This is a genomic window from Peptoniphilus stercorisuis, assembly GCF_017874395.1.
Classification (GTDB): domain Bacteria; phylum Bacillota; class Clostridia; order Tissierellales; family Peptoniphilaceae; genus Anaerosphaera; species Anaerosphaera stercorisuis.
In genome coordinates this window covers 1-17,497 of the sequence record NZ_JAGGLJ010000017.1, presented here as the reverse complement: position 1 = coordinate 17,497, position 17,497 = coordinate 1, and the positions used below count along the sequence as shown (strand labels likewise).

Annotated in this window: 20 protein-coding genes, 2 tRNA genes and 1 riboswitch; of the genes, 8 read left to right on the top strand and 14 right to left on the bottom strand. The window is 27.3% G+C overall.

Features of this window, described 5'->3' with window-relative positions; translation table 11 throughout:
- Window positions 1–53: 53 nt before the first annotated feature.
- From J2Z71_RS07705 to murB, 3 genes are read right to left on the bottom strand one after another with little or no spacing between them, the layout of a single operon-like run.
- Complete coding sequence (locus J2Z71_RS07705; protein ID WP_210061795.1) at window positions 54–1,016, bottom strand: gluconeogenesis factor YvcK family protein; 963 nt, start codon at window positions 1,014–1,016, stop codon at window positions 54–56.
- Window positions 1,009–1,857, bottom strand: a complete 849-nt coding sequence (gene rapZ, locus J2Z71_RS07700; RefSeq protein WP_210061793.1) for an RNase adapter RapZ — start codon at window positions 1,855–1,857, stop codon at window positions 1,009–1,011. Before rapZ ends, J2Z71_RS07705 begins: the two co-directional genes overlap by 8 nt.
- The gene (gene murB, locus J2Z71_RS07695; protein WP_210061792.1) at window positions 1,857–2,744 is read right to left on the bottom strand and encodes a UDP-N-acetylmuramate dehydrogenase; all 888 of its coding nucleotides are present in this window, start codon (window positions 2,742–2,744) and stop codon (window positions 1,857–1,859) included. Before murB ends, rapZ begins: the two co-directional genes overlap by 1 nt.
- A 190-nt stretch (window positions 2,745–2,934) precedes the next feature.
- Here murB and J2Z71_RS07690 point away from each other — a divergent pair, with 190 nt between their 5' ends.
- From J2Z71_RS07690 to J2Z71_RS07675, 4 genes are read left to right on the top strand one after another with little or no spacing between them, the layout of a single operon-like run.
- A complete protein-coding gene (locus tag J2Z71_RS07690; protein WP_210061791.1) occupies window positions 2,935–4,029 on the top strand; it encodes a 5-bromo-4-chloroindolyl phosphate hydrolysis family protein in 1,095 nt (364 codons plus the stop codon).
- An 11-nt stretch (window positions 4,030–4,040) separates the two neighbouring features.
- Window positions 4,041–4,772: an argonaute/piwi family protein gene (locus J2Z71_RS07685; protein WP_210061790.1), complete on the top strand. Its 732-nt coding sequence runs from the start codon at window positions 4,041–4,043 to the stop codon at window positions 4,770–4,772.
- A 9-nt stretch (window positions 4,773–4,781) separates the two neighbouring features.
- Window positions 4,782–4,973, top strand: coding sequence for a hypothetical protein (locus J2Z71_RS07680; RefSeq protein WP_210061789.1), 192 nt, complete (start codon window positions 4,782–4,784; stop codon window positions 4,971–4,973).
- 13 nt (window positions 4,974–4,986) lie between these two features.
- Entirely contained in the window at window positions 4,987–6,117 is a 1,131-nt protein-coding gene (locus J2Z71_RS07675; protein WP_210061788.1) for a toxic anion resistance protein, read from the top strand.
- 205 nt (window positions 6,118–6,322) lie between these two features.
- Here the strand turns inward: J2Z71_RS07675 and rpsI are convergent, their stop codons facing one another.
- The 7 genes from rpsI to J2Z71_RS07640 all read right to left on the bottom strand — a co-directional run bounded on the left by rpsI (window position 6,323) and on the right by J2Z71_RS07640 (window position 11,460).
- Window positions 6,323–6,715: a 30S ribosomal protein S9 gene (gene rpsI / locus J2Z71_RS07670; protein WP_210061787.1), complete on the bottom strand. Its 393-nt coding sequence runs from the start codon at window positions 6,713–6,715 to the stop codon at window positions 6,323–6,325.
- Between the two features lie 20 nt (window positions 6,716–6,735).
- Window positions 6,736–7,164, bottom strand: coding sequence for a 50S ribosomal protein L13 (rplM, locus tag J2Z71_RS07665; RefSeq protein WP_210061786.1), 429 nt, complete (start codon window positions 7,162–7,164; stop codon window positions 6,736–6,738).
- Between the two features lie 130 nt (window positions 7,165–7,294).
- Window positions 7,295–8,794, bottom strand: coding sequence for a 4Fe-4S dicluster domain-containing protein (locus J2Z71_RS07660; protein ID WP_210061784.1), 1,500 nt, complete (start codon window positions 8,792–8,794; stop codon window positions 7,295–7,297).
- A 41-nt stretch (window positions 8,795–8,835) separates the two neighbouring features.
- A complete protein-coding gene (locus J2Z71_RS07655; protein WP_210061783.1) occupies window positions 8,836–9,111 on the bottom strand; it encodes an NAD(P)H-dependent oxidoreductase subunit E in 276 nt (91 codons plus the stop codon).
- A gap of 186 nt (window positions 9,112–9,297) precedes the next feature.
- On the bottom strand, window positions 9,298–9,813 hold the full coding sequence (locus J2Z71_RS07650) for a phosphatidylglycerophosphatase A family protein (protein WP_210061780.1): 516 nt from the start codon (window positions 9,811–9,813) through the stop codon (window positions 9,298–9,300).
- A 58-nt stretch (window positions 9,814–9,871) separates the two neighbouring features.
- Window positions 9,872–10,390 (bottom strand): hypothetical protein, encoded by a 519-nt coding sequence (locus J2Z71_RS07645; protein ID WP_210061778.1) that lies wholly within the window; start codon window positions 10,388–10,390, stop codon window positions 9,872–9,874.
- Complete coding sequence (locus tag J2Z71_RS07640; protein WP_210061776.1) at window positions 10,387–11,460, bottom strand: FAD:protein FMN transferase; 1,074 nt, start codon at window positions 11,458–11,460, stop codon at window positions 10,387–10,389. Before J2Z71_RS07640 ends, J2Z71_RS07645 begins: the two co-directional genes overlap by 4 nt.
- A 212-nt stretch (window positions 11,461–11,672) precedes the next feature.
- On the opposite strand from J2Z71_RS07640, the gene mnmA reads away from it, so the two are divergent.
- Together mnmA and J2Z71_RS07630 are read left to right on the top strand one after the other, a co-directional pair.
- Window positions 11,673–12,743, top strand: a complete 1,071-nt coding sequence (gene mnmA / locus J2Z71_RS07635) for a tRNA 2-thiouridine(34) synthase MnmA (RefSeq protein ID WP_210061774.1) — start codon at window positions 11,673–11,675, stop codon at window positions 12,741–12,743.
- 24 nt (window positions 12,744–12,767) lie between these two features.
- Window positions 12,768–13,406, top strand: a complete 639-nt coding sequence (locus tag J2Z71_RS07630; protein WP_210061765.1) for a 50S ribosomal protein L25 — start codon at window positions 12,768–12,770, stop codon at window positions 13,404–13,406.
- Between the two features lie 45 nt (window positions 13,407–13,451).
- Here the strand turns inward: J2Z71_RS07630 and J2Z71_RS07625 are convergent, their stop codons facing one another.
- The 4 genes from J2Z71_RS07625 to J2Z71_RS07610 form a co-directional block, all read right to left on the bottom strand.
- Window positions 13,452–13,979, bottom strand: a complete 528-nt coding sequence (locus tag J2Z71_RS07625; RefSeq protein WP_210061762.1) for a hypothetical protein — start codon at window positions 13,977–13,979, stop codon at window positions 13,452–13,454.
- Window positions 13,980–14,038: 59 nt separating this feature from the next.
- Entirely contained in the window at window positions 14,039–14,518 is a 480-nt protein-coding gene (locus J2Z71_RS07620) for a hypothetical protein (RefSeq protein ID WP_210061761.1), read from the bottom strand.
- A 262-nt stretch (window positions 14,519–14,780) separates the two neighbouring features.
- Complete coding sequence (locus J2Z71_RS07615) at window positions 14,781–15,386, bottom strand: ECF transporter S component (protein ID WP_210061759.1); 606 nt, start codon at window positions 15,384–15,386, stop codon at window positions 14,781–14,783.
- 75 nt (window positions 15,387–15,461) lie between these two features.
- A riboswitch (FMN riboswitch) is annotated at window positions 15,462–15,580 on the bottom strand.
- A gap of 128 nt (window positions 15,581–15,708) precedes the next feature.
- Entirely contained in the window at window positions 15,709–17,097 is a 1,389-nt protein-coding gene (locus J2Z71_RS07610) for a L,D-transpeptidase family protein (protein WP_210061757.1), read from the bottom strand.
- A 161-nt stretch (window positions 17,098–17,258) separates the two neighbouring features.
- On the opposite strand from J2Z71_RS07610, the gene J2Z71_RS07605 reads away from it, so the two are divergent.
- Window positions 17,259–17,342, top strand: a tRNA-Leu gene (locus tag J2Z71_RS07605).
- A 74-nt stretch (window positions 17,343–17,416) separates the two neighbouring features.
- Window positions 17,417–17,497, top strand: a tRNA-Leu gene (locus tag J2Z71_RS07600).

The following is a 17,497-nucleotide window of genomic DNA, read 5'->3' as shown; positions in this document are numbered from 1 at the left end:
TACACTCCTTCTCAATGTTTAAATAATACCATTGTTGTTGTATTTTTACAACATTAAGCTTCATTTATAACTTGTCTAGCTACTTTCTCTCCACTATGTCTTACAAAGCCATCTACTTCTTCAATAAAATCATCTACAATTAAATTTATATTTCTTTTATTTAAAAAATCTATATCTGTTTTTGTAAGTTCTATTCTTTTAGATTTGTCTTTATCTAAATATTTATCTAATATATCCTTTGAAATTTCATGATCATTTACAAGACAAGTATTTATTATATTTTTAAAACTATGTTTTTCTATTGCAAGTATATGATCTTTTATAGAATAGTTATTTGTCTCTCCTCTTTGAGTCATGGCATTTGCTATATATATTTTTTCAGCTTTAGTATCATATAATGCCTTACTAATTCCGTCAACAACTAAATTCGGAATTATAGATGTATATAAACTTCCAGGACCTAAAAGCACCTTATCAGCTTCAAGTATTGCATCTAGGGCTTTTTTATTTGCATTTGGCACTTCTGGAAATAAACTTACCTCTAAAATTTCTGTATCTAATTTATAACACATTTTTGGAATTATAGATTCACCAAGACATTTATCTCCATTTGCAAACTTTGCAACTAAATGAACATTATCAAGTGTAACAGGTATAACTCTTCCTGTAATTTTTAATACATTTCCTATTTCACGAAGAGCTGCATCAAAACTTCCATATATATTATTAAGAGCTGCAATAAAAATATTTCCAAAATTTTGACCTTCTAAACTTCCCATATCAAATCTATATTGAAATAACTTCTCCATGGCAGGCTCAGTATTAGCAAGTGCAACAAGACAGTTTCTAACATCTCCTGGAGGAAGCATTCCAAGATCATTTCTTAAAATTCCAGATCCTCCACCATCATCTGTCATTGCAACAATTGCCGATATATTTTTACTGTATTTCTTTACACCTCTTAATATTGCTGAAATACCAGTTCCACCGCCAATTACAACTATTTTTTCATTCATAAATATCTTTGTCCCTATGTGATATTACTACATTATGTCCTAAGACTTTAAGTCTTTTTCCTATTTCATTTGCTATTACAACAGATCTATGAAATCCACCAGTACATCCATATCCTACTACTAATATACTTTTTCCCTCTTTTAAATAATTTGGAATTAAAAAATCAAGCATATCAATAGACTTGTCTATAAAGTCCTTTGTAACATCCCATTTCATTACATATTCTTTAGTTTCTTCATTAGTTCCATCAAGTTTTCTTAAATCATCTAAATAATAGGGATTTGGCAAAAATCTAACATCAAAAACCATATCTGCATCAAGTAATATTCCATTTTTAAATCCAAAGGAATTAATTGATATTTTAAGTGCATTTTTTTCCTTTACTTCTAATATTTCTCGAATACTCTTTTTTAAATCTTTTATAGAATAATTTGTTGTATTTATTATATAATCTGATTTTTTCTTTATATCACTTAATAAATCAACCTCAAGATTATATCCCTTTACAATAGATTCATTTAAAGGATGTGGTCTTCTCTTTTCTTTATATCTTCTAATTATTTTTTCTTCATCTGCATCTAAGAAAAATATCTTATAATTTATTTCCATTTCTTTAAGTTTTTCTAAAGATGAGTATAAGTCATCAAAAAACCTTCCAGATCTTACATCTACTACAACAGCCACTTTAGATATATAGTCAGTTGCTGATGCAATTTCTGCAAATTTTGGAATTAAAGCTGGTGGTAAATTATCCATACAAAAATATCCAAGATCTTCAAGAGCATTTAATGCTTGAGATTTACCTGCTCCACTCATTCCTGTTATAACTAATATTTCCATTAATTATCACCTATATATTTAACCTCACGTTTAAGTTCAACACCATAATTGTCTTTTACAATTTTTTGAACAGTTTCTATAGTCTCTCGAACTTCTCTAGCAGTAGCTCCACCTTTATTTATTACAAATCCACAGTGCTTATCACTAATACTGGCATTTCCATGTGTAAAACCACGAAGTCCAGAATCATCAATTAATTTTCCTGCAAAATATCCCTTAGGTCTTCTAAATGTAGAACCAGCAGAAGGCCATTCTAAAGGTTGTTTAGTAACTCTTCTATTCCATAAATCATCCATTTTTTCTTTGATTTTTATAGAATCTCCCTTAACTAATTTAAACTTTGCAGATAATACAATATAATTATTTTCTTGAGCAACACTTGTTCTATATGAAAAATTCATATCTTCATTTGAAAGTTCTATTATATTTAAATTATCATCTAAAACTCTTACACTTTCAACAATATCTTTTAATTCACCATCATAGGCACCAGCATTCATAATGACACCACCACCTACTGATCCTGGAATTCCATGAGCAAACTCAAATCCAGTTAGACTATAAGATAATGCTGTATTTGCAACACTTCTTAAAGTTGCTCCTGCTCCTGCTTCTATTGTATCTTCATTTATATCAATATTATCAAGGACATTTTTTAGCATAATAACTACTCCATCATAGCCCTTATCAGATACAAGTACATTTGTGCAATTTCCTAAAACTATATATTTTAAATTTTCTGATTTACAAATTTTTATTATTTCTATTAAGGATTTTTCATCTCTAGGAAAGACTAAAGCTTTTGCAGGTCCTCCTATATGAAAACTAGTATATTTGTTTAAGTTTTCCATTTCTAAAACTAAACCATAATCTTTTAAATTTTCCATAATACACCTCAATTATATTATACTATATGTTTTGATATATGAAATTAATAATTTTCTTTACACTAATAATTAAAAATATTCATTTTTTATTTATTACAAAAAGCCTTAAATTATTACATTTTTTCTAAGATTTTAAGATATCTATTGAAAATAGTCAATTTGTGTTAGAATTAAATCGAGGTATGAGAAAATGGATAATAATAAAAATAATTTTAATGAAAAAATTGAAAATGCCTTTAATAATAAAGACTTTTCAGAGATTAATAAGATTTTATCATCTACTGTAAATAGCGCCATAGACTTTGCAAAAAGTAGTTTAAACAAGTTTAACAACTACTTAAATAAAGATCAAAACTATATCCCCGCTGAAGATCCAAATCTTGTATTACAAAAACCTCCAATGGACAATAAATCTATAATATTTAAATCTATTGGTTTTCTTGGTTTTTTATCTCATTCTATATTGGGATTTGTAATATTTATTTTATCTATATTTGGAAAAGCACCTTTTATGCTACTACTTGATTGGATTATACCCGTTTTTGCAATAAGTTTTTTCTTTTATAAACATGGTCAAAAACTTAGCCTAAAAAGTATTAGATATAGAAGATATTTAAGAGAACTTGGCAAATCCACTGTAATTACTGTATCTGATTTATCTAGTGCTGTTGGTGAAGATACAGATAGTGTTGTAGATGATCTATTAGAATTTATAAAAAAGGACTATTTTAAAGAAGCAAGACTTTTAGAAAATAATAGTATCTTTGTACTTGATAATAATACTTACAAAATTTACAAAGAACATTCTTTAGAAGATGAGATTGAAAAGAAAAATAAAAAAGAAGAAGAAAATCTAAAAAAAGAAAATTTACAAAGTAATAAATACTATTATAGTCTAAAGAATATAGAAAATAATTTAACTGGTTCTATGAAAGAAAAAGTTAGTAAATTAATTATAATTGTAGATAAAATATTTGAATTTAATAAAAATAATAAAGAAATTGAAAAATCTAATTATAAATTTATTGAATATTATTTACCTACAACTATTAAATTATTAGAAAGCTATGTAGAGTTTTCTAATATTGAAATAAAAGGAGATAATATAAAATCTGCAATGGTTGATATAGAATATTCAATGGATACAATATTATATGCAATGGCAAAATATTTAGATGATCTATATGAACATTCTTCCTTTGATGTAAAAACAGATTTATCAGTTCTAAAAACAATATTATCTCAAGATGGTCTTTTAGAAGATGATTTTAAAATTAGAAAGTAATAGGTGATTAAATGCATTTTAAGAAAATACTTTCTTCAATTTTAGATATATTTTTTAATATTATAAAATATTTATTAAAAATATTATTAAATGTATTTAAAGCTATTTTTACATTTTTAACAGGGTTTATATTAGCTAAATTTTTTAAAGACAAAAATTCTAATAATAAAACTTCTGAATATGATGATGATTTAAAGACGGAATTTGAAGAAAAATTTTCAACTTATAATGAGGATTTAGATGATACTTTTTCAGATACAGTTAAAGAAAGTCATTCAAATAATATAGATGATACTTTTAATATTGATGAAACTTGTATCTACAATAGAAAAAAATCCTATAATACTAATAATATAGAGTCTAAATATATTAAAGAACTTAATATTATTAAAGATCAAATATCTGGACCTATGAAAATTAAAGTAGATGATTTGATAAGTGTAACAGAGCAAATTATTATTAAAGCAAATAAAAAACCAAATCTTAAAGAAAAAACTTATAGTAGTCTTAATTTCTATTTACCTACTACTATTAAACTTTTAGATGAGTATATTACTTTAAATAATATAAAAAATAAGACAAATAATGTGAAATATACAATAAATGATATTGAATGCTCAATGGATACAATTATTTCTGCCTTTTATAAAATACTTGATAATTTATATGAAGACTCTACTGCAAATATAGTAGAAGAAATAAGAAATTTAAAACAATCAATGTCAAAAGATGGATTAATATAAGGTGATAAAATGAACGGAGATAAAAATAATTTAATAATAACTATAATAGCTTTATTTATTGGCTTTAATTTACTAAAGGTAGTTGCAAATATAATAAAACCTCTTATTATAATAGTGCTTTTATTATTTGTTCTATCTACTATAATGAATAAACCAATAAAAGATATAGTTAGAGACTTTTTTAATAAAATAATAGGTTAATATAGGTGATTATATGGATAGAGAAATTAAATTAACACTTGGAGATGAAGATCATCAAGATAGAAATATACAAAATATTGATGAAATTAAAAAAGATTCTATAAAAAATACTGAAGAAATTAATTTAACTGATGAAGAGAAAAAACAAATTGATGAGTTTGCAAAACAAATTGATTTAAAAAATTCAAATTTAATTTTACAATATGGAGCTGGTGCTCAAAAAAATATTGCCGATTTTTCAGAAAAAACTTTAGAATCTGTTAAATCAAAGGATTTAGGTGAAGTTGGAGATTTACTTTCAAATGTTGTAAATGAACTTAAAAACTTTGATATTGATGAAAATGAAAATGGATTTAAAAAATTCTTTAAAAAATCAGCAAATAAAGTTACAAGTATGCAAACAAAATATGCAAATATTGAAAGCAATGTAGATACAATTGTAAGAACTTTAGACAATCATCAAATTCAACTTTTAAAAGATATTGCAATTCTTGATCAAATGTATGATTTAAATGAGTCCTACTATAAAGAGCTTTCTATGTATATATTAGCAGGAAGAAAGAAATTAGAAGAAGCAAATAATAAGGAGCTTCCTGAATTAATTGAAAAGGCAAATAGATCAAATCTTCCAACAGATGCTCAAAAAATTCAAGACTATCAAAGCTCTTTAAACAGATTTGATAAGAAGCTTCATGACTTAGATCTAACTAGAACAATAAGTCTTCAAATGGCCCCACAAATAAGAATGGTGCAGTCTTCTAATACAGTTATGGTTGAGAAAATTCAATCTACAATAGTAAATACTATTCCTCTTTGGAAAAGCCAAATGGTTATTTCTCTTGGAGCTTCACATTCTCTACAAGCTGCTAAAACTCAAAAAGAAGTTACTGATTTTACTAATGAACTCTTAAGGAAAAATGCAGATGCTCTTAATATGGCAACTGTTGAAAGTGCAAAGGCTTCAGAACGTAGTATTGTAGATATTGATACTATTAAACACACTAATGAACAGTTAATATCTGCTCTTCGTGAAGTTAAACAAATTCAAAAAGATGGAATTGAGCAAAGAAAACTTGCATCTAATGAATTAATAAAGATAGAAGAAGAACTTAAATCTTCTCTTATGGATATTGCTCGTGAATAAAAAAAAGACATCTTAATATTAAGATGTCTTTTTTTTGTTTATAACTCTTGAATTTTCAAATAAATAATTAACATTTTTATTCCAATATCAACATTTTAAATAATAAATATAATCGTGTTAAAATTAAACTTTAATTTAAGTATTATATTGAAATAAAACTGAAACAAAAAACGTTGGATAAATCCAACGTTTTGTAGTATACAGATTATCTCTTTGAGAATTGAGGAGCACGTCTTGCTTTCTTAAGACCGTATTTCTTTCTTTCCTTCATTCTAGGATCTCTAGTTAAGAAACCAGCTTTTTTAAGAACAGTTCTGTACTCTGGATCAACTTCAAGAAGTGCACGAGCTATACCATGTCTAACAGCTCCTGCTTGTCCTGTAAATCCTCCACCTATTACTTTTACTACTATATCAAAATTTGACATTGTATCAGTTAATTCAAGGGGAGATTTAACAACTGTAATTAAAGTTTCATAATCAAAGTAATCATTTAGATCACGTCCGTTAACAGTGATATTACCATTTCCTGGTAGTAATCTTACTTGTGCAACTGAAGTTTTTCTTCTTCCAGTGCCTCTGTATTGTGACTTATCCATATTTTATACCTCCCTACCAATTAAAATTCGTATACTTCAGGTTTTTGTGCATCATGTGGATGCTCTGAGCCTGCATATACATTTAATTTTCTATACATTTGACTTCCAAGACTTCCCTTTGGAAGCATACCTTTTACAGCATACTCAATAAGTCTTTCTGGATGCTTTTCTCTTAATTGGTTATAAGGAATTTCTTTTCTTCCACCTGGATATCCAGTGTGGTAAGCATGGACTTTATCTGACCATTTATTTCCTGTTAGTTCTACTTTTTCTGCATTTATTACGATTACAAAATCACCTGTATCTACATGTGGGGTATAGATTGGTTTATTTTTTCCTCTTAATATTGTAGCAATTTCAGTTGCAAGTCTTCCTAATACTTTTCCCTCAGCATCTATAATATACCATTTTCTTTCTACTTCATTGGCCTTAGCCATATAGCTTTTCATTGGGACTACCTCCTGTGATTTAAAAATTTTTCCGGGGCTTTTTAAACACTTTAAACATTTTAATACAGGCAGCAACAACTGTCAAGTGCTTTTGCCTGTATTTCCATAAATTTAAAGATTTAATTTTTTCTTACTTCAATTCATCGCCTAATAGTTCGTTTTCAAGTGGTGTTTTTACTTTTGATTCTATCATGTATTTTTTAACACTACCCTTAACTCTATTTGGTGATGCTATTGTACCTACTCCTGCAACACATCCTCCTGGACATGCCATGCCCTCTAGTAGGTATCCATCATACTTACCTGCTTTTGCAATTTTTAACATTTTAATACATTCGTCAAGGGAATTTGCACCTTGAACTTTTATTTCTTTTTCTGGGTTTAGTTTTTGTGCTACTTCTTTAACTGCAGCAGCAACTCCACCTGCCACTGGATATCCTCTACCTGATGCAGAAGACTCTTCTAAATCTTTTGTAACTTCTATTTCAGAAGGTTCAATTTCTTTAGCTACAAACATACCCATTAATTCTTCAAATGTTATTACAAAGTCTACTTCTGATTTTATTTCTGTATTTAATGCTTCAAGTTTTTTAGATGTACATGGTCCAATAAAGGCAATTACTGCATCTTTATCAATTTTCTTAATATATTCTGCAGTATATCTCATTGGAGAACCTGTATCTGATACTTGTTCAGAAAATTCCGGGAATTTGTTTTTGATCATAAGTGACCATGAATAACAACAGCTAGTTCCCATAAATGGAATTTCACCAGGAACTTTTTCTAAGTACTCTTTTGCTTCATGTAAAGTTGTAACATCTGCTCCAAGTCCCACTTCAATTACATCTTTAAATCCAAGTAATTTTATTGCCTCAACTACTTGAGCTGCTGATGTTTTTGCACCAAATTGTCCTATATATGATGGAGCTATTGCACCATAGACATTTTTTCCTGCTTTAATAGCTTTTATTAATTGGAAAATTTGTGTCTTATCTGCTATTGCACCAAAAGGACATATTGTTATACATCTACCACATGCTACACATTGATCTTGATCTATTTCAGCTCTTCCATATTCATCTGATGAAATTGCATTTACACCACAAACTGATGCACATGGTCTTTCATATTTTACAATTGCAGAAAATGGACATGCATCTTTACATCTACCACATTTAATACATTTTTCCTCATCTATGATTGCCCCTTCTTTGCCTATTGTAATGGCATTTACAGGACATACATTTGTACAAGGATGCGCTAGACATTTTCTACAGTTATTTGTTACAAAATATGCTTTAGTAGGACATGATTCACATGCAAATTTAATTACATTAATTAGTGGTTTTTCATAGGCATTTGTGTCAATATCTACTTTGTCAAAGCCATCTGTTATCTTTTTATAAACACTAATTTCTCTTACACCCATTCCCATTGCAAGTCTAAGTCTTTCATCTGCAATAGCACGTTCTCTAAAGATATCTTCTCTATATTTTGCAACTTCTCCTGGTACTATTCTATAACTTGAATCTTCAAGCTCTGAAATATCACAATCATTATAAGCTATTCTTGCAACTTCAGCAAAAACCTTTCTTCTTAAATCTACTATATTACCATATGTTTCTTTCATCTTTTTTTATTACCTACTTCTTTTTTATAACAAGCGACATACTAAATTTTAAGTTTGTTTATAATTTTTTCACTAACTTCTTGAGCAGTTGCTTTAAATATTATTTCATCATCAATTAATACTACTGGTGCAACTTGACCACTTTCTTTATTTTTACAGTAATCTAGACAGTGAGATAACTCAATTTCTAAATTTTCAGCAGAACAAAGTTCTGATTCTGGTCCACAAATACTTTCTCTTATTAATTCTACTGCATCATAAATAGAATTAGCTCCCATTAATGTACATTTAGAACCCATACAAATAGTTACTTTCATAAGTAAATACCTCCCTCAGTTTCTTAAATATAATTTTAACACATTTATTGTCTTAGGGGTATATCTAAGTAAGTTTAACATCATATAATTATGAATTCAATAGAATATATTCAATTTAATTTATTTTGACATATAAAACCCCTTATATAACTATAGATAAGTTCTATAATATATAAGGGGCTTTTGTTAATCTTCAATACCTATTCTACTATGAGCTATTCTAGAAGCAGCTGCAGCTGCTACTGCTGCTACTAAATCATCAGCAAAGGTTTGAACATCACAATTTTCTTTGTCTTTACATTTTCTTTCATCTAATTCTTTTATAATGCCTATTTTTTCTTTATCTAAATATCCAAAATTAGTTAAACCAATAGTTCCATAGACATTTACAATGCCAAGTGGAAGAACTTCATCAATTCCATATAATCCCTCATCAGCTGTAATAATACTTTGAATTGGCTCTGGAAGTTTTCTTTCTCTTGCCATTTGATCTATTGCAAGACCTGTTAAAACTGCATGAATTACTTCTCTTTTTTTAAAAACAGCTTGAACATTTTCAATACAATCTTGCATAGTTATATTTTCGTTATATTCTTTTTGAAGCATATAGACAATTTCTGCAATATCAGAAATCTCAACTCCAATATCTTTAAAACTTTTTATAGCTTCCTCATATAATTCTTCATTATTATATTTATACATATACTCACCCCAATTATTATAATTAATGACTTTATATACATACCCTTAAGTTTAATAATTATTTCGTTCTATTCATTCGTCTTTCTTTCATTCTATTTATTCTTTTTCTCTTAGCTATTTTTCTTCTAGAACTTCTAATGCTAAAACCATAAATAATACTTGGAATAAATAAAATAATAATAAATGTAATAATATTATGTCTTATATTATATATTTCTAAAATATACATTTGTGGAAATAAAAATATATCAAGTGGAAATCTCCACATAGAAGAAAATACCTCTTTGCTAAATATTCCTAATCCAAGTCCTGTAAAGGCTATTATTCCCAATATAAGACCAATTATAACAATAAATATACCATTTAAAAAATCAAATTTCTTTGAAGATTTTTTGCTCATTATTTTCGCCAAATTATAATATATAAAAGCTGGAAGTATAGTCAATATAATTTTAAAAATAAAACTTGTATAGACAAAATTTCTAACAACTTCACTAATATTTAAAAGTAAACTTAGAAAAAACATAAATACTATTACTAATATATGAAATACTAAACCTCTAAAGTTATTATTCATTGTTCCACCATTAATTTCTTTGCTCCATCAGTTACTTTTACTTCACCATTTGGAAAGGCCCAAATTACATCTACATTTAATTTATCAGCAAGCTCTCTCCCCTCTTCATAAGGCATTAGAAAAAGTGATGTTGATAAATAATCACATAATAGAGAATCTTCTGTAATTACTGAAACAGATCTGTAAATATTTCCAGGCATTAAACTTTCTGGATCAATAATATGGCAATAGTTCTTATCATCTACTTTAAAATATCTTTGATAATCTCCACTTGTCACTACAGATTTTCCCTTAATTTTTAAAACTGTTAAAAAGTCTTTCTCTTCTTTAGAGTTTTTATAGGGATTTTGAACTGCAACACTATAATAATCTCTATCTATTGGTCCACCAATAGCTCTTACATTTCCACCTGCACTTATAATTTCAGATTTAACTCCTCTTTCTTCAGCTTCTTTTGCAACAAGTTCTGTTGCATAACCCTTAGCAACACTTCCTACATCTAATTGCATATCTTTTTTCTTTAAATAGACAGTTTGATCTTCTTTATTTAAAACAATATCATCAACATTTAAGTACTGTCTTGATAAATCTAACTCTTTTTTAGTTGGAATTTCACTACCTAATAACTCTACTACTTCTTCCTTTGTCTTTCCTGCTTCATAAAGTTCTCTATATTTATTCCAAGTATCTACAACAGGTCCCATTGCAATATTTGTTTTATTAGAAATATTTTTGTAAGAATCTAGAGAATACTCTATTAAATAAAATAGTTCTTTATCTACTTTTACAGGCTCTATTCCTGCATTGTCATTAATAGTCTTTAAATTATTTAATCCTTCATAGTCATTATATTTATCATATATCTTATGAAGTTCATTAAATCTATTATGCATAGTTTCTAATTCTTTATTTGCCCTTTTACTATCACTATCATAAATTATTATATGAGTGACAGTATCAAAAGTATTAAAAAACTCAATATCATACTTTTCTACACTCTCTTTTTTACAAGAAATTAAAAAAATTAAAGAAAATATAAAAAATATATTGAAAAATGCTTTTCTTTTCATATAAAATCACCTATTATATATTAGCATTAATTATTTAGTTTATAAAGATATACTTAAGAACTATATAAGTATAATTAATAAATTTACTCTATTTATAATATTACATTATGTCCTTGTTAAAGGCTAGAATGCAATAAAATGGCATTTTAACTAGATTTTTTAACAAAGCTAATGTATAATTATAAAATGGTTAGAAAGTTAGGAGGATTTTTATGACAGAGTCAAAAAGCGTAGTACTCGGAATGAGTGGAGGAGTTGACTCTTCAGTATGCGCACTTCTACTAAAAGAACAAGGTTATGACGTAACTGCAGTTTTTATGAAAAATTGGGATGAGGACGAAGATGACGGCGTATGTACAGCAACAGATGACTATCTTGATGTTGTAAGAGTATGTGGTGAACTTGGTATAAAGTATTATACTGTTAATTTTGAAAAAGAATATAGAGACAATGTATTTTCTTATTTTCTATCAGAATATAAAAAAGGTAGAACACCGAATCCCGATGTTATGTGCAATACAGAAATTAAGTTCAAAGCCTTTTTAGACTTTGCCATGAAATTTGACACGGACTATATTGCTATGGGCCATTATGCTAGAACTAAAACAGAAAATGGCAAAACATATCTTTTAAAAGGACTTGATCAAAACAAAGATCAAAGTTACTTTTTATCTCGTGTAAAAGAAGAAGCTCTAGCTAAGACACTATTTCCTATTGGTGAAATGGATAAGTCTGAAGTTAGAAGAATTGCAGAAGAAAATAATCTTGCAACAGCTAATAAAAAAGATTCCACTGGAATTTGCTTTATCGGTGAGAGAAATTTCAATGAATTCTTAGACCAATTTCTTTTTACTAAAGAAGGAGATATCTATTCTGTAGATGGAGAATATCTTGGAAAACATTCAGGATTAATGCACTACACCATAGGACAAAGACGTGGCATTGGAATTGGTGGAGTTGGCAGTGGGGAACCTTTCTTTGTTGCAGATAAAGACTTAAAAAATAATCGACTAATCGTTGCACAAGGCGTTAAAAACCCTGCCCTATACAAAGATGAGTTTTACTGTGAAGATCCATTTTGGATTACAGAAAAACCAAGTTTTCCTTTAGAATGTAAAGGAAAGATAAGATACAGAGCAAAAGATGAAGATATGGTAGTAACAGAAGAATCTAATGGAGATTTACATGTTACTTTGAAAACACCACTTAAAGGTGTCACACCAGGACAAGTGTGTGTATTTTATCAAGATGATATTTGTTTAGGTTCAGGTATTATAAAATAGTATTCTAAATTTGGAGGTATAAATATGGCAGATACAATTACATTAGCTCTTACAAAAAGAGAAGAAGTAGGTAAAAACAAAGTTGACAAATTAAGACAAGAAGGACTAGTTCCAGGAGTTGTTTATTCAAAAGGTTCAGAACCTTACAACGTAACAGTTCCTCAAAAAGATCTTGTTAAAATTTACGAATTAATGGGAACTTCAAATATTTTTGAAATCAATGTTGATGGAGAAACTTCAATGGTTCTATTTAAAGATCTTCAAAGACATCCATTTAAAAACCAAATTCTTCACTTTGATCTATTCTTAGTAGATATGAGCGAAAAATTAAAAGTTACTATTCCAGTTGTTCTTGAAGGAAAAGACGACATTAAAGTTCAACCATCTAACTTAATTCAAGTTATTGATGAAATTGAAGTTGAATGTCTTCCAATAGACCTACCAAGTGAAGCTATGGTAAATGTTAGCGACATGGAAATAGGAGATGTTAAAGAAGTTAAAGATCTTGATATTGCAAATAATGACAAAATCGAAATCTTTATCGAACTTGATGAAGCTGTAGCAACTCTACAAGAAGTTCAAGAAATTGAAGAAGAAGAAGTTGCTGATGTTGATGCAGCAGCAGTTCCTACAGTAGAAGAAACTGAAGAAGACGCTGAATAATTAATTTAGAATAAAAAAAGAGTAGATAATCTACTCTTTTTTTTATTACTTATTTCCAACTTCCTCACCAATATAATCTATTTTTAAAATACCTTGCTCTTTTTTAAGTTTATAAATTTGATTATAATTTAGAATCTTTTCATCTTCTTTATCATTAATTATTACTAAATTATATTTAATACTATAAATACTTCCCTCTTTTTTCTTAATACTTAAATCTTTAATATTAAAATCATTAATATTATTTTTAATACCATAATTAATTAAATCAAAATTTGGAATTTGTCCATGATTTGAAAAATCATTTAAAAGTTTATTCGTTAAAAATTTACTATATTGTTTTTGATATATTGAAAACTTAGTCTCACTACTATCCTCATTAAACTGAGAATCAGATATTTCTTCTTGAAGCTCTAATAATGTATCTTCCTTAAAAGTTACTTGAGAATAATACATATTTAAATAATCCTCAATAAAACTAGTATCCTCTTGAGATTTAAAATACCAAAATACATTTAATACAATAAGTAATACTATTACAATTTTTAAAAATATTGATTTTTTTCTTTCCATATCAACCTCCAACTTCAATTTTAGCATAATTAAAAAGAAAAAAGAGTAGATATCTACTCTTATAATTTCTTAATATAATCTATTTTAAACTTATTATTTTCTTTTTTTAAATAATAAATTTCTTCTTTATTAATTAGTTTTATCTTCTTTTCATTATCTTTTAAAACTAAATCATATTTGACCTCATAAATATTTTTATCTCTTTTGATAAATATTATATTATTTAAATCAATTGACTTAATCTTATTTTCTCTTCCATAATTTAATAAATCAATATTTGGCATCTCTCCACTTTCTATTAACTTCTCCTCTAAATCCTTAGTTAAATATTCCTCATATTTATCTAGATAATATTTATTAAAGTTAGTATAACTACTTGAAATATTCTGTTTCTCATCTAAAAGTTCATTATAATATTCCATTATGTAATTTGTAATAACATTTTTTTCCTTAAAAGAAAAGTGTAATAAAAAATAATTTATTATAAGAAAAAAAACTATAACAATAGATAAAACACTATTTTTCCTAGTTTTTAGCATAAAACCCCTCTTAAAATAAAACTATTTTTTATCTATAAAAAACAATTTATTTAACTATATAATATTTTTAATTATATCAATATAAAAATTTCCTTTCTCTAACATAAATATCTACTACATCTTCCTTTTTAATATATCTATATAATCTATAATAATTTACAAAGTCATAATACTTCATTAGTAATTAAATACCCAAATAAAGTTTTTATAATTACATAAAAGAAAAAAGCTGCCAAAAGACAGCTTTTATAATAAACAATTTTTAATTTTTAAATATTGGACTTACTCTCTTATATATTAATATAGTCACTACTGATGTTATAAAACCCTTTAATAAATTAAAAGGAAGTACAGAATATATCATTAAACTCCATAAATCAGTAATTCTACTTGTTATTGCTGCACCTGCATTAATTATTGCCTCCATTGGCATTAATTTTGCATAAAGTGGAAATATAAAAAAGTAATTTGAAATTAAAGCAGTAATTGTCATTACAATAGTTCCTATAAATAGCCCTACAATTGCTCCTTTAAATGTTCTTTTTTTCTTATATATAATTCCTGCTGTAACTGCAAAAACACTACTTACTATAAAGTTTGAAAGTTCACCTACACCACCTGTTGATGTTCCCTTTATAGCTAAATGTAGTATATTTTTTATTGCTGAAATTAATATTGCAGGAATTGGTCCTAATGCAAAAGATCCTATTAAAACAGGTAAATCTGCAATATCAACTTGCATAAATGAAGGAGCTATAAATGCTAATGGAAATTGAAAATACATCAATATAAATGCTATTGCTCCAAGCATTCCAACTTTTGTCATAACTCTGACATTTGAATTATTTCTACTATTTACTTTATTCATAAACAATCCTCCCAAAGACTTTTTGGGGCATAAAAAAATGCCCTACTTCGGGGCAAAAATTGCGTCTAAACAAATCGCAACCTTCTTTCATCCAGACTATACTGTCGGCACTGGAATTTAACCAGTTCATGTCTAAAATAGACTCGTGGGCTATACCACCGGTCAAGGATTCTCACCTCGCCCTGAAGATATTTATTTATATTTTTTTCTAAATAGATATTATCATATTGTTAATTTAAATGCAAACATTTTTTCGAATTTACATATAATTAGTGCATTTTATTAAAATTCCTACATAAAAGAAAAATAAGCAGGAATATTCCTACTTATTTTCACTAGATATTATCTGCGTATTTGAATCATATACTACAACTGGCATTCCATGGAAAGTATTTTCATAAAATTTTGGCATTAATGAAGGAGGTGTATTTACACAACCATGAGATCCCCTTGATAAATATATATTTTTACCATAATCAGATCTCCATGAAGAATCATGTATTCCACATCCTGACCAATTAAATGGCAACCAATAATTTACATGAGATTTATATCCCTCACCTGATAAATATCTATCTCTTTCCCTTGACCAAATTTTCCCAACTCCTGTTGGTGTTCCATTTCCCTTATTTGGATTTCCTGTTACTATATCTGTTTCAAGTACTAAATTCCCATCTCTATATATCCACATATGTTGTCTTGCAATATCTATTTCAACATAGGAATTCCCTATATCATTTACTTTTCTAGACTGTGCATCTAATTTATATTGTGGTTTTATCTCTACTGTTTTAGTCCCTTCAAGAGCCTTTACAAGTTCCTCTGTACTTTTTTCTATATCAGTACTCCAACCATAAATTCCACCTTGAATTTCTGCAATTCCCTTATCTGTTGTTTGAAAAGTTCTAGTTTTCTTAAAAGTATCGTATTTTTTTGATAAAGATAATATATATTCCCTAGCTTTTTCTATATTTGGAACTAAATCTTTATTTTCATTTTCCATATATAAACTTAAAAGTTCCTCATTTTGAAGGACTTCTTTTCTATCATCAAAATCATAAGTTATAGTAAAAGAATTCAATTCATTCATCCTTTTAGCTTTTTCTATAATTTCAGGATCTTTAGATGTTAAAACAGGACTATAATAAATTTCTTCCTCTTCTAAGTTTAATTTTTTCTTAGACTCATCAATATAATCAAGTATCTTCTCAACTAACTTCTCTTTGTTTAATTTATTACCTTTTATTTCTTCTTCAATTTCAAACTTATTATTTTTGTATACTATTTTAGCATCTTGTGGCTCTATTACTTCATCTTTCCAAAGTTCTAAATTCTCTATAACATTATTAAATTTATCCTTATCAATACTTATATTGTGTTCTAAATTATAATGTTTAGGAACTAGAAAAGACACAAACCAATAAAATGGATTTTGCTCAACATATGATTTTTCATCTAATTCATCTTTATAATCAAAACTAGATGACTTTATTTTTTCTGAACCATCTCTTTTTATAATCTCTAGCTCGAAATTTTTATAAGAATTATTATATGTTTTATGTAAATCACTTGTCTTAGTAAGACTTACATCTAAGTCATTTACATAGGTATTTGGAAGAAATACTCTACCAAATATATAAATTCCACTTATATATACTAAAATTAATATGGCAAGAATAAATACAACTGAAAATCTAAGTGCTTTTTTCATTATTATTCCTCCTACACCCTTTTAAGTTTAGCAATCTAGAGCACTTTTGTAAATAGTATTTGCCCTATGTAATAAAGTTGTAACTATTAAAAAATTTCAACTTTTTTCAAAAAAACTCTTTACAAATGAACAAAAAAAACTTATAATTATTAATGTTCCATGCGGGAGTGGCGGAATTGGCAGACGCGCTAGACTTAGGATCTAGTTCCATTGGAGTGGGGGTTCAAGTCCTCTTTCCCGCACCAGAATATTTTTTAAATTAATTTTTAAAAAACTCTTTACAAATGAATAAAAAAAACATATAATATTAATGTTCCATGCGGGAGTGGCGGAATTGGCAGACGCGCTAGACTTAGGATCTAGTTCCATTGGAGTGGGGGTTCAAGTCCTCTTTCCCGCA